The sequence below is a fragment of the Pseudomonas sp. Pse79 genome (assembly GCF_024519615.1).
GTDB classification, from domain to species: Bacteria; Pseudomonadota; Gammaproteobacteria; order Pseudomonadales; family Pseudomonadaceae; genus Aquipseudomonas; species Aquipseudomonas veronii.
Map to the genome: position 1 here is coordinate 610576 of NZ_JALJRR010000001.1, position 13140 is coordinate 623715.

At 59.8% G+C, this 13140-nt stretch carries 9 protein-coding genes; 1 reads left to right on the plus strand and 8 read right to left on the minus strand.

Going from position 1 to position 13140, the window contains the following annotated elements:
- Positions 1-25: 25 nt before the first annotated feature.
- From NR164_RS02620 to NR164_RS02635, 4 genes are all read right to left on the minus strand, one after another.
- Positions 26-1126, minus strand: a complete 1101-nt coding sequence (locus NR164_RS02620; RefSeq protein ID WP_256822245.1) for a hypothetical protein — start codon at positions 1124-1126, stop codon at positions 26-28.
- Positions 1123-2106: a hypothetical protein gene (locus NR164_RS02625; protein ID WP_177030146.1), complete on the minus strand. Its 984-nt coding sequence runs from the start codon at positions 2104-2106 to the stop codon at positions 1123-1125. The genes NR164_RS02620 and NR164_RS02625 overlap by 4 nt, the downstream gene beginning before the upstream one ends.
- Before the next feature lie 10 nt (positions 2107-2116).
- A complete protein-coding gene (locus tag NR164_RS02630; protein WP_256822246.1) occupies positions 2117-3793 on the minus strand; it encodes a hypothetical protein in 1677 nt (558 codons plus the stop codon).
- Positions 3794-3886: 93 nt separating this feature from the next.
- Positions 3887-4258: a helix-turn-helix domain-containing protein gene (locus NR164_RS02635; protein WP_177030144.1), complete on the minus strand. Its 372-nt coding sequence runs from the start codon at positions 4256-4258 to the stop codon at positions 3887-3889.
- 148 nt (positions 4259-4406) lie between these two features.
- Between NR164_RS02635 and gstA the strand changes: the two genes are divergently transcribed.
- Entirely contained in the window at positions 4407-5036 is a 630-nt protein-coding gene (gene gstA / locus NR164_RS02640; protein WP_046383405.1) for a glutathione transferase GstA, read from the plus strand.
- 6 nt (positions 5037-5042) lie between these two features.
- Here the strand turns inward: gstA and ppsA are convergent, their stop codons facing one another.
- The 4 genes from ppsA to NR164_RS02660 all read right to left on the minus strand — a co-directional run bounded on the left by ppsA (position 5043) and on the right by NR164_RS02660 (position 13047).
- Positions 5043-7499, minus strand: coding sequence for a phosphoenolpyruvate synthase (gene ppsA / locus NR164_RS02645; protein ID WP_256822247.1), 2457 nt, complete (start codon positions 7497-7499; stop codon positions 5043-5045).
- Positions 7496-9088, minus strand: a complete 1593-nt coding sequence (glgA, locus tag NR164_RS02650; protein WP_256822287.1) for a glycogen synthase GlgA — start codon at positions 9086-9088, stop codon at positions 7496-7498. Before glgA ends, ppsA begins: the two co-directional genes overlap by 4 nt.
- 227 nt (positions 9089-9315) lie before the next feature.
- On the minus strand, positions 9316-11817 hold the full coding sequence (glgP, locus tag NR164_RS02655; RefSeq protein WP_256822248.1) for an alpha-glucan family phosphorylase: 2502 nt from the start codon (positions 11815-11817) through the stop codon (positions 9316-9318).
- A gap of 24 nt (positions 11818-11841) precedes the next feature.
- On the minus strand, positions 11842-13047 hold the full coding sequence (locus tag NR164_RS02660; protein ID WP_256822249.1) for an acetate/propionate family kinase: 1206 nt from the start codon (positions 13045-13047) through the stop codon (positions 11842-11844).
- Positions 13048-13140 lie beyond the last annotated feature (93 nt).

The window sequence follows — 13140 nt, forward strand, 5'->3', positions numbered from 1 at the left end:
GAAAGTGTCTGTCCTACCCCAGCCGCTATGGATCAATCTTACGACGCAGCCACGACAACGGGCCCACAACGCAAAAAACCGCGTAAAGCAATGTCCGTATCAACGCTCGTACCGGCCAGCATGCGGGCTGCCATTTAAGCGCGGGCACAAAAGCCCCGTGTGGTCTGAAATGCGCGAGTGGGCGGGTTAGGAAGTCGTACCACAATCCACCTTCAGCTATCTGCGTGCGTAAATTCTGCGGAACAAAAAAATCCGAGTGGCCAAACTGGGGGTTGCTTACGTTGAGTGTGCTCATGGATGCGTAGCCCACTTTGCCGCCAGGGCCCGCTCCCGGGATGGTGTATTGAGCCAGCGGCACGGCTGAGTCTTTGCCTCCGACATGATTCATGACGGCCTCCACCCGCCCTGACTCGATATGGCTGCTCCAATCAAAATCAGGCCGCACGATGCTACCGGCGGTGATGACGCGCCCGAATTCGAGGTCTTGGAAATCTGGATCCTCCAGAATCAACGAAAACAATCGAGTGCCGAAGCTGTGCGCAATGATGTCCGGCTTCGACGGGCGCTCGCTGCCGGTCGCCTGCTTGATCGCAATTCTGATTCTGTCGCCCAGCCGTCTTGCCAACCTTCGATGGAGTGGCGTTATCAGCACGTCGATGGTTGCCCAACCGTATTTATAGATGAGCACCGGAGCCGAATACCGTAGTCGATTGGCTATTTGCCAACTGAACTCTTCTTGCCATGGCGCGCGGCTGTTCATGCCATGGATGACGATGACCCACCGGATGTCGCGACTGTTGGCGCCCTCGAGTCGATAGAAATACTCGACGATAATCTCGACGCCCTCCTGCTGAAAATCTGCCTGGCAGTAGGGGCAACTTGCAAGCGTCTCGACTGTATCCGCGGGCAGCACGCTGGCGCATAACGGGCAACGACAAGCCTCGATTCTCCTGGCCGCCGTTGATCTCACAAGATTGTTAAAAAAGGATATCAGCGCAGGATCGTTGGCGTCGGCGCCCACGGATTTTGCGAAGTGTGCGAGGGTGAACTCCAGACCATCGCCCTGCCCCGTGCGCCGGTTGATTTCCGCTTCCCAGCGACGTTCTTGCGCTTCAAAAGGCGTCATGATTGGCTATTGTAATCCCACAAAATCTCAACCACTCTAAATACATCCTCACGCTTGCATTGCGCCAAGATCCTCAGTCGGCCTTCACTGCCATAGACCTGCACGACGATTCGACGACTTGTACCGTGTTCCTCTGGGACAAAATGAAGCATACCTTGGGCTCTATCGAACTGACTGGCGTCCACTGCGTGGAGAACGCCGCGAACGGCGGCAACGGATTCAATGCCGCCTTCGGCAAGGGTCGACGCCATCTCCACATAACCACTGTCGAGTTCGTAGCGTGTCGAATGCACCCCCTTGTCATCCCTGGCGGCCACTTTGACCGCCTGGCTGAGCGAGATCCGCACAAGGGGCACAACCGGGCAACCGATGGCCCACAATACTGCATCGACCTCTTTCAGCACCGCCGCATGATCTATATCCGGATTGCGATGAATCAGGATCGCGCAATAATTCTCAGCAAAATGCCACTCAAAGCGCACCACGCTACGATCAAAGCGTTGACGATAAGCCTCGAACCGGAACCGTTGCAGTCCCTCCGCCACGATGTAGTCTTTAGGTGTCCAGCGATTCCAGCCTTCCCTGCTCTGATGCCACTCCATTGAGAGCCCGGCCTGCCCCAGGCCAATATGTTTGAGTTCAAGTCCCTTGGGGAAATCCAGGCTCGCCCCCGCGCCCAATACACCCGCATACGGGCTGGCAGCGATTCCCGAGGCGAGCGCCACGGCCTCGATATCGGGCACTTGGAACAAGTAGAGATGCTGGTCGCCCCAGCCTTCAACCTGCGCAAGCCAAGCCTCGAGCTTGTCCTGGGTGATGATGTCCTCTTCAATGGCGCTATCAAGGTTGTTAGCGAAGTCCTCCTTGGTGGCGCCGATCCGGGCGCCGCTATCGCGCAGCAGTTCCTTGATGAACGCGTTTCCCTGAGCCACAGCGACCTTGCGCCCTAACTCCTTGAGTTGCTGCTTGTTCATCGCCATGGCCGCGGCCTCAAGGAACCACTACAAATGGCACGCTCTGGATCACCGGCATCATCTCTCCCGAACTGGTGACGACCAGTTGATGCCGGCCCTTGTGAAGGGTGTTCGCGGCATAGTTGAAACACGCCAGATTGGTTGACCCATTGACGCTGACAAGGGTCAAGCCTTTTACCTCTGTAGGGGGGGTATCTTCCAGATTGAATACCCGATAGGTCGGCGAATTGACTGGTTTGTTGTGACTCAGACAGAACGACGTGTTGGTGGTGGCGCTGGGTGCAAACTCGCCCTTGTCGTTCAACGGCGATACGAAGGAGATCCCGTTGCGGCCGGTCAGCTCCAGCGCTTGCGCGGTATCCAGGGCGGTCCTGGCACGTTCGTAACCTGCATTCATCAATAACGCGCTGGTGCTTTTCTTGTTAATGGATTGCACGGCCTGCTCCGCCTCGATCAATGCACGGCGACGGCCCCACAGCCCAGCGTCGCCGCCCTTGACCACGGAGAATGACAGCCAGGTTTTGTCCTTGAACAACTCACTGCCTTTACGTAAACCATGGTTGCCTGGCTCAATGCCGTCTGCCCCTAAATCGATATCCTGGAGGGATGCCCGATCCGGCGTGTCAGTCCAACCGCGCCGGATGGCGGTAGGAATCAGCATCAGCGAATCGCCGATCCAGGCCAGTGGGTTTTCTTGATTACCCCTGCCCGTTAGGTAGAAATAGCAATTGGCCGGCGCGCATCGCTCCTGGTTGATCAGCACGTAGTTACCGGGGTTGAGGGGTAGCATCGCGCCATTTTCACCAGCCGTGGCATCCGCCGGGCGGGCAACCATGTCCATGTCGATTTGCATCACCACGTCGTCCTTGTTCAGGGCTAGCAGACTCTTGGCAACTTCCTTGGCGAACACCTGCTCGGCAGCGGTAACCGGGTTGGCCAGCGATAATGTCTTGCTGGCAGAACCGATGAAATCGAGAAAGGCGGCAGTGTCTTCATTCTCGCCTTGATCGTATTCAAGCACCGTCAGCTTCATCGACAAATGATCGGAGTCTAGCTTCTTGGGGCCATACAGCAGCTTGTTCAAAATCGGAGGGTTGGCGCCGTCGGCGACGCCAAGATAAGGGCCGAGCACTTTAGTGATGGTTTCGGTTTTTTCGTCATTCCCCACCTCGGTGAATTCGGCAACGATCAGCACCTCATTGACCCCACCGAAGTCTTTGAGGTACTTGAAGTAGGCGTCCGTCAGATACACCGCGAAGACATCGCCGCCACTGCCGTTGCTGTCAGGCTTGCGAATGGCGTGGGTGTTGTCGGTGCTGAAAAGATCGGCCGTAACGCGGCTGGCGCGGGCGTTTTTCAAATCATCCAGGGCGTGTTTGTATTGAAGGTCGGCGGCGTCGAACTTACTTTTTGCAGCCTTGATCGATTCGTCCGTCGCTGGCGGTTTTTTTAACTCTGCCAGCTCGTTTCCTGCTTTGATCCGCGCTTGCAGGAGCGTGGCCGTGTCGAGGAGTTTTTGATCGGCAACCGCGGTTGGTTTTGGTTGGATCTGATAGAGATGAGCCGTTGCAGTCGGGACCGCACAGCCGGACATCATCAATGATAACCCGCCTACAAGTGCTGATAGAGCACAGCCACCAGCGATAGCACTCAGCCTTCCAGTGGCCTGTTTTAACCGGTTAGAGGTATGCATCCTGTCTCCCTCTGCTCAATGCTGGCAATTTGACTTTCGGTGCAGCCTAGATCAGGCCTAGAGGGAACGCAATTGGATGACCTACCGTAAATATCAAACAGGGTCTTCCAAAGACACAACGGGCTGATGGGGCGCCGGTATCACCTCACATGGGCGACTCTTGACCCACAGCCCAAACTCTTTCATTACCGCAACGACCGGTTCCAATCGTCGCCCGTCCACGGTGAGTTCGTACTCAACCGTCACGGGCACGGTGGGGAATACCGTCCGTTTGACCAGCCCGGCTTGCTCAAGGGCGCGCAAATCGAGGGTCAGCATGCGTTGTGAAATAGCCGGAATGTCGCGCCTCAGCGCATTAAAACGCTTCGGCCCATCGAGCAGGTAGGACGCAAGAAGCAGGCGCCAGCGGCCACCCAACAAACGCATCGCTTCTTCGACCGAGCAGCCGGAGATGTTGTCTTTCATAGTCAGAGTCCTGGCCGGGTGTAGGTATATTTTTTGTACCTATACTACAAAATAGTGCGTTCTTCCTATTTTATACCGGGCATCTAGAATCAGCTGAAGCGCGCTCTCCATTGGATTGACAGCGCTCCCCCTGTCCTGGAGTTTGCCAATGAAGTTGTACTACATCCCCGCGTCTTGCTCGCTTTCGCCCCACATCGTTCTGAATGAATTGGGTCTCGATGCCACGCTGATCAAGGTCGATCACAAGACGCACCTTACCGACTCGGGCGCCAACTACTTCGAGGTCAACCGTCTGGGCTACGTACCCGCCATCGAGCTGGACGATGGCACGCTCCTGCGTGAAGGCCCGGCAATCGTGCAGTATTTGGGCGACCTGAAGCCGGCGCTTGGGCTGGTTCCCGCTCATGGCACCCTCGATCGATACCGACTTCAGGAATGGCTGAGCTTCCTGTCGTCTGAGATTCACAAGGGCTACATTCCGCTGTTGTACGCCACACTCGCAGGTCAATACGTCGAGACTGCCAAGCCAAAGCTGGAAAAGCGCTTCGCCTGGATCGACGAACAATTGAGTACCCGTCCATACCTCATGGGCGATGCCTTCACGGTGGCGGATGCCTATCTGTTCGCATTGACCGGCTGGGGCCAGGCCTCTTGGCTGACCAGCTATTACAAGGCCGACATCCACTTCGAGCACTTGCATAACCTCCGGGCCTGGTATGACCGGGTCAAGGTGCGTCCTGCGGTGCGCAAAGCATTGCGAGACGAAGGCCTTGCATGAAAGGCCTCACGTGCCGATGTTGCCCCGGTCGGCCTCATCGCTCGGTAACCGCTGCGTCTGCACCGCCAGCACATGCCGAATCGTCGCCAGCACCGCGTCCGGGCTGAGGCTCATTGAGTCGATGCCAATCGACACCAAAAACTCCGCCATCTCGGGATAATCCGACGGCGCCTGCCCGCAGATTCCCGAGTGTCGGCCGTTACGCTTGGCGCCTTCTACCGCCAGGCGAATCATCTGCTTGACGCCCGGGTCGCGCTCATCGAAATCGAAGGCGACGATTTCCGAGTCGCGGTCCACGCCGAGCGTCAACTGGGTCAGGTCGTTGGAACCGATCGAGAAGCCGTCGAACAGTTTGGCGAACGCGTCGATCTGGATCACGTTGTTGGGTATTTCGCACATGATGTAAACCTCCAGCCCGTTGTCTCCGCGCTGCAGGCCATGGTTGGCCATGGTCGCCAATACCCTTTCGCCCTCCGCCACGGTGCGGCAAAACGGGATCATCAACTTGATGTTGGTGAGGCCGATGTGTTCGCGCGCCCATTTCATCGCCGCGCACTCCAACGCAAACCCTTCGGCATAAGCCGGATGGCTGTATCGGGACGCGCCGCGAAAACCGATCATCGGGTTGTGTTCTACCGGTTCGAAATACTGCCCACCCAGCAGGGTCGCGTACTCATTGCTCTTGAAGTCGCTCATGCGTACCACGCACGGTTTTGGGTACACCGCTGCGGCAATGGTGGCGACGCCTTCGGCCAAGGTCTTGATGAAAAAATCCGTAGGGTCTGCATGCGCGGCGCTCAGCACGGCGATTTTTTCACGGGTGGCGTCATCCAGCTTTTTCGGGTGGACAAGGGCCATCGGATGGACCTTGATGCATTCATTGATGATGAACTCCATGCGCGCCAGACCGATACCGTCGACCGGCAGCGAGGCCAGGCTGAAGGCCTGGTCGGGGTTGGCCAGGTTCATCATGATGTGCGTGTCGGGATGCCCGAGTTGGCTGAGGTCCGTTTCCTCGACATCAAAATCCAGGATGCCGTCGTAGACCGTTCCGATTTCGCCTTCGGCGCAACTGACGGTCAACAAGGCGCCGGTTTTGATTGTCGCTGCCGCATTGGTGGCGCCCACGATCGCGGGAATACCCAGCTCCCGCGCCACGATGGCCGCGTGGCAGGTGCGTCCGCCGCGGTTCGTCACAATCGCGGCGGCGGTTTTCATCACCGGTTCCCAATCCGGAGTCGTGGCTTCGGAGACCAGCACTTCGCCCGGTTGAAACTCGCTGAGCTGTTTCACATCGTTGACGATACGGGCCTTCCCGGCACCGATGCGGGTGCCGACCGCCTTCCCCTTAAGCAGCACTGACGAGCGTTGCTTGAGGTGATAGATCTGCAGCACGCTGCCTTTTTTCTGCGAGGCCACCGTTTCGGGGCGCGCCTGGACCATATACAAGTGGCCATCGATCCCGTCTTTCGCCCACTCCATGTCCATGGGTTTGTAGAAACCGGCTTTGCTCGAATAGTGGTTTTCAACCTTGATGGCATAGTCAGCCAGGACCATCACGTCCCCGTCCGAGAGGCAAAAGCGCGTTTGTTCTTCGTCGGGTGTTTCGATATTCGCGGTGTACTCCTGCGCGATGTTCCCGGTATTGAGGGTGTCGGTAAACACCATCTTCTTTTCTTTGCTGCCCAGGCTACGCTTGAGCACGCCACGATAACCGGCGACGAAGCTGGGTTTGTGTACGTAGAAACTGTCCGGGGCCAGCGCGCCCTGCACCACATTCTCCCCAAGCCCCCACGCGGCGTTGATGAACACGACATCCTTGAAGCCGGTTTCCGTATCCAGGGAAAACATCACGCCGCTGGCCCCGAGATCACTGCGCACCATTTTCATGATGACGACGGCGAGATCGACTTTGAAGCAATCAAAGCCGTTGTCGTATTTGTAATGGATCGACCGATCGGTGAAGTTGGAGGCCAGGCAACGCTTGTAGGCATCGAGCAGCGCATCTTCATTGGCGATATTGAGATAGGTCTCGTTCTGCCCGGCAAATGAGGCCTGCGGCGAGTCCTCGGCGGTTGCCGAGGAGCGCACGGCCAGTGAAAAGCTGTTGCCGTATTCGCGCTTGAGCTGGGCGTAGCTGTGCAGTATCGCGCTCTTCAGGTCTTCCGGCAGCGTACAGCCATACACAATCGCCCGCGCCCGTTTGCCGCGGGCTTGCAGGTCCTTGATGTCGTTGGGGTCGAGGCCGTCGAGCGCGGTATGCAGCGGCGCCCACGCCTTGTTGTGCTCAAGGACATAACGGTACGCGTCTGAAGTAACGGCAAACCCGTTGGGTACGCGGATGCCCTGGCCTGTCAGGTTCTGGTACATCTCTCCCAGCGAGGCGTTCTTGCCACCGACCTGTGCGACGTCGTTGATACCCAAGTCCTTGAACCAACGAATGTGCGGCTGTGAATGGGTCACGATATCTCTCCATTGAGTGAGGGGACCGCCAGGGATACCCGATTGGCCTTCAGCAATCGCAGATACAGGGCGCTGTAAGGCTTTATGGCTTGGTGCCAATCGAACGGCTTGCGCATGGCGCGGCAGCGCATTGCATTGAGCAACTCAGGGTTGGCGAACACCTTGATCGCCCGCGTCAGTGCTGCCGCGTAGCTTTCCACGGTGGGCGCCTCGAACAGAAAACCGCTCACGCCATCTTCGATCGTGTCGGCCAGCCCACCGGTATTACGGGCTACCGGTAATGAGCCGAAACGCTGCGCATACATCTGGCTCAGGCCGCACGGTTCATAGCGCGACGGCATGAGCAGGAAGTCACTGCCGGCAAACATGCGCCGGGCATCCGTTTCGTTGAAGCCGATAAGCACACCGACCTGGCCCGGGAAGCGCTGGGCCAGCTCCCGTGCGGCCTCCTCTTCCTGCGGTTCGCCACGGCCGATGATGGCGATCTGCCCGCCCTGCCTGACGATGTGCCCGGCAACGCCAATGGTCAGATCCAGGCCTTTCTGGAAGACCAGACGCGATACCACCGCGAACAGAGGCCCCGTCGACGGCTTGAGATTGAACAACTGGCGGACATAGTGGGCGTTCACCGCCTTGCCGAGCCAATCGTTAGCGGCAAACCGGCAGATCAAGTGCTCATCGGTTTCGGCGTCCCAACTGGCGTCGATACCATTGGCAATGCCGCTGAGCAGCCCTTGTTCGGCTTTGCTCTGCAGAAAGCCGTCCAGGCCGCAACCGAATGCTGGCGTGGTGATTTCCCGGGCGTAGGTCGCGCTGACGGTGGTGATGTGGTTGGCATAGGCCATGCCGGCCTTGAGCAACGAGAGCTTGCCGTAGAACTCCATACCGTCCGAGGCCAGCGCGTGCTCGGGGATGCCCAGTTCGCGCCGGGAACCGCTGCTGACCATGCCTTGATAGGCAAGGTTATGGATGGTGAAAACGCTCGGTGTGGCCTGCCCACGCCAGCGCATGTACGCCGGCGCGAGGCCGGCCGGCCAATCATGCGCGTGCACCAGCTCCGGACGCCACTGGCACTTCACCGCGCCTGCGGCGAAGTCGGCCGCGGCCAGGCCGAGACGGGCAAACCGGATATGGTTATCCGGCCAGTCACGGCCATTGTTATCCCCGTAAGGAGTGCCTTCACGCTCATACAGTTCGGGACAGATCACCAGGTAAATGACCAGGCCATCCGTCATGTCCATCCGCACGATCTTGCACGCCGGCAATGCCGCATGGCCCTCCAGCTCGCTGATCACATGGACCGGATTTCCACTGTTGAGCACTTGCGGGTAACCCGGCATCAACACGCGCACATCGTGCAGGGGATGCAGGGCCCGGGGCAATGCCGCCGATACATCGCCGAGCCCGCCGGTTTTCACGAGGCCGGCCAATTCGGAGGTCACGAACAGGACCTTGGCTCTCGCCGCCACGCTGGTAATGGCCGGTGAAACCGGCGCTAGCGCCAGCGGATCAACAGTCGAGGTAACCCATTCACTGACCGGCAGATTGAAACGTTCAGCCTGCGGGGAAATGGCGGCTGCGCCCATGATCCTTTTCCTTTTTGTTGAGTCGAGAGTGCGGGAAGACGGTTAAGTCAGTCGCACGAGTATCTGGGGTTGCTCCCGATGCCCTCTGATCTTTATCAACAAATGCGCTTTGCTGCCGCGTGGGACAGCGCCCGTTGCGATAGGTGATGCTCTCGGTGTTCACCGTTCTTCAGCTGTTGGCCGCCAGGCTTTACCCCGGTTTGGCTCGCTGACAATAGGCGCATCGCCGCTCAACGCTGCCACGCAATCAATGGGTTTTCCGCTGGCAGAAAGGCATCCGCGTGCCAGGCGCGAACCCTCGGAGTGTAGTGCTCCAGCGGGCGCGTGGCGGCGACCGAAATGGAATAGATATAACCCTGGATGGCGCCCGGAATCACATCGACGGCTTTCATCAGCAAGCACTCTGCGGGGTACTCGTCGCACAGGCCGCCATAGAGTTCCACCTTGACCCACAGAGGCGAGATCTCACCCAAATAGACCGGCACGCGAACGCTCAGACAGTCGCCATCGCGATGCCCCTCGACCGCGCCGAAGTGAATATTGTCCCAGGCCGCCGTCAACGCCTTCTGCCAGGCATGGAGCGTGCGCGCCAGTGCCGCGTTATCCTCGCGGCGGCGTCGAAACGCCTGAATCGCCGGTTGGTAAAGATTCTCCAGGTATTCCTGCAGCATGCGATTGCTGCTGTAGTACGGCCCCAGCTGCGACATGCTGGCGCGCATGCGTTGCACCCAGTCGCGTGGAATACCCTGTGCATCGCGTGAATAGAACGTGGGGACGACCTCGTTTTCCAACAGACCGTACAAGCGCTCGGCGTCGACGTCGTCATCGCTCGGCGCGTCATCCCCGATCGCCCAGCCATAGGCGGGCTGGTACGCTTGCGCCCACCAACCATCGAGTTCCGAGAGGTTCAACCCGCCGTTGACGAGCACCTTCATGCCACTGGTGCCGCAGGCTTCCCAGGGCCGACGCGGGGTGTTGATCCAGACATCGACGCCTTGCACCAGGTGTTGGGCCATTTCCAGGTCGTAGTCTTCCAGGAACACCACATGCCGGCGCAGCCCCGGGCGATGCACGAAGTCGAGCCATGCCTGGATCAGTTGCTTGCCCCGCTCATCGGCGGGATGAGCCTTGCCAGCGATGAGCAGTTGTACCGGATGCTGCTCGTTGGTTAACAGCCGCGCCAGGCGGTCGCTGTCGTGCAGCAGCAGGTTCGGGCGCTTATAGTCGGTGAAGCGTCGCGCAAACCCGAGCGTGAGGCAGTTGGGGTCAAACACCTGCCCGCCCTCCGCCACCTGCTGCGCCGATTCGCCACGCTGCTCGAGCTGCCAGGCCAGGCGCTTGCGCGCATAGTTCACCAGGTCGCGCCGTTGCTCGGCAGCCATGTTCCACAAGGCCTCGTCGTCATTGTTGGCGACCGTCGCCGGCAGCAACTCGACTGCGCCGCGCCAACGCTCCTTGCCGCAGCTTGTGGTCCACAGATGATCGGACCACATTGAGTCCCAGGACGGCACATGCACACCGTTGGTGACATGCCCCACCGGTATCTCTTGAACAGGCCAGCGGGGATACAAATCGCTGAATAGCCGTCGGCTGACCTCGCCGTGCAAGCGGCTCACACCATTGGCTTGAGCGCACCCACGCAGCGCCAGAAAAGCCATGTTGAAGGGTTCATCCGCGTCCGACGGATTGCGTCTGCCCAACGCCAGCAACTCGTGCGATGTGAGGCGGCAGTCGTCGAGATAGCCGCGGGCATACTTGAGCACCAGTTCCGCGGAAAACACATCGAAACCCGCAGCCACTGGCGTATGGGTCGTAAACACGTTGCCTGCCCGCGTCGCCCACCAGGCTTCCTGGAACGATGTGCCCTTCTGATGCATGAAGCGCCGGGCACGCTCCAGCACCAGCAGTGCAGCATGACCTTCGTTGAGGTGGCACACATCGACATTGATCGCCAACGCTTCGAGTGTGGCCCAGCCGCCGATGCCAAGCACCACTTCCTGCAGCAAGCGCATTTCCGAACCGCCACCGTACAACTTCGAGGTGATGCCACGGTCGCTGGCGCCGTTGAGCAGGTCATTACTGTCGAGCAGGTACAGGCTGGTACGCCCGACGATGGCCTGCCACACGCGTAAATACAGGGTCCGGCCGGGAAGCGCCAAGGGGATTTTCAACCACGCGCCGTCCTGTCCAAACGTCGGCTGGATCGGCAGGCTGGTGGGGTCGTTATAGGGGTAGGCCTCCTGCTGGCGCCCCATCGCGTCGATGGATTGTCGAAAATAGCCTTCCTGATAGAGCAACCCCACCCCGAGCACCGGTACGCCCATGTCGCTTGCCGTCTTCAGGTAATCCCCGGCCAGCACACCGAGCCCGCCGGCATAAAGCGCCAGCGCCTCGCTCAGGCCGAATTCCATGCTGAAGTAGGCGATCTGCTTGGAATCGCCGGCGCTTGTCTGCTGCGCATACCAACCCGGCTCGCTGAGGTAGTGCCGATGCTCTTCGATGGCGTGCGCGAGGGTTTGCGAGAACGTCGCATCTCGGCAGAGTTCTCCTAGCCGGTGCGGCGAGGTGTTCTGCAGTATCAGCCAGGGGTTGTGGGTACGCTCCCACAGCTGCGGGTCGATGCTTTTCCAGAGCTCGTCGAGCGCATGGTTCCAGGTCCAGCGCAGGTTAAGCGCAAGCTCGGTCAATGCGCGCAACTGCTCTGGCAGTTCGCGTGGCAAGAATGCATACACGTCGACACCTCAAGGCGATAGTGGCTAAAGCGCCTCGCTCGATGCCGGCGCCGGCAGCAAGGCCAGGCTGTGTCGAGCGATGACTGCATTTTCATCAGTGGCGATGACCCAGGCCGATACAGGGCTGTCCGGCGTCGTCAGGCAGGCTCCGGTGGGCGGGTGCTGGTTGCGGGTTACGCCTAACCAGGCGCAACCGTCGAGAATCCCCTCACGCACGGTGGGTGCATGTTCGCCAATGCCGCCGGTGAACACCAACGCGTCGAGCCCGCCGAGCAATGCGGCCAGCGCGCCGATTTCCTTGACGGCACGCCGTACAAACAACTCAATGGCCTGCGCGGCCCCTTCGGCGTGGCTGGCCAGCAGCGTCCGCATATCACTCGCCACACCGCCAGAGACGCCCAGCAATCCGGACTCGTGGTACAGCAGGTGTTCAACCGCCGCCGCGCTCATGCCGCGTTCGCGCAGCAGGTACAGCACGATGCCGGGGTCCAGGTTGCCCGGGCGGGTGCCCATCAACAGCCCGTCCAGGGTGGAAAACCCCATGGTGGTGCCGCAACTGATGCGGTTACGCATCGCGCACAGGCTGGCACCGTTGCCCAGGTGTGCGACCAGGGTGCGCCCGGCCGCCGCGCGCGGGTCGTAATCCGCCAGGACCCCGGCAATGTACTCGTAGGACAAACCATGGAAGCCGTAACGCCGCAGGCCCGCCTCGCTCAGTGCCCGGGGCAGGCCGTACAAGGTTTCCAGCGGGTCGAGCGTGTGGTGAAAGGCGGTGTCGAAGCAGGCCACCTGAGGCAGCTCGGGATGCTCGCGGGCCATATGGAGAATCGGTGCCAGGCACAAGGGCTGGTGCAAGGGCGCCATTGGAATCAGTCGTTGTATCTCGTCGATCAGCGCGCTATCGACCCGCGCAGCCACTTCCCGACGGGCGCCGCCATGGACCACCCGATGCGCCGCGCCGACAATCTGCCATTGGCGGTTGCTGCCCAGCCAACGCATCAGGTTGCCCAGGGAAACTGCGTCCATGCAACTGTCGGCGCGCCATTGCTCCTGATGTTCGGCCTCGGATCCTGGGGCCTGATACACCAGCGTTGCCCTGCCCTGGCGCACTTCAATCATGCCGCTGCCCAGGCAATGGACCGTGGGTGCCGCCACGAAGTAAAGGGAAAACTTGAGGGTTGAAGAGCCCGCATTCAGCACCAACAACGCCGGGCAAGGGGCATCCATCATGCGCGGCTCCACAACGCCGGGGAATCCACGGCCTGACGGGAGCTGCCAAGCAGTAACCGTAATGCTCGCATCATGGGCCGCCTCGACACTCGA

Bases quoted from the DNA above. Each gene is read 5' to 3' on its own strand.
- NR164_RS02620 (WP_256822245.1), bottom strand. From the start codon at position 1,126: ATGACGCCTTTTGAAGCGCAAGAACGTCGCTGGGAAGCGGAAATCAAC.
- NR164_RS02630 (WP_256822246.1), bottom strand. From the start codon at position 3,793: ATGCATACCTCTAACCGGTTAAAACAGGCCACTGGAAGGCTGAGTGCT.
- NR164_RS02625 (WP_177030146.1), bottom strand. From the start codon at position 2,106: ATGGCGATGAACAAGCAGCAACTCAAGGAGTTAGGGCGCAAGGTCGCT.
- gstA (WP_046383405.1), top strand. From the start codon at position 4,407: ATGAAGTTGTACTACATCCCCGCGTCTTGCTCGCTTTCGCCCCACATC.
- NR164_RS02635 (WP_177030144.1), bottom strand. From the start codon at position 4,258: ATGAAAGACAACATCTCCGGCTGCTCGGTCGAAGAAGCGATGCGTTTG.
- NR164_RS02660 (WP_256822249.1), bottom strand. From the start codon at position 13,047: ATGATGGATGCCCCTTGCCCGGCGTTGTTGGTGCTGAATGCGGGCTCT.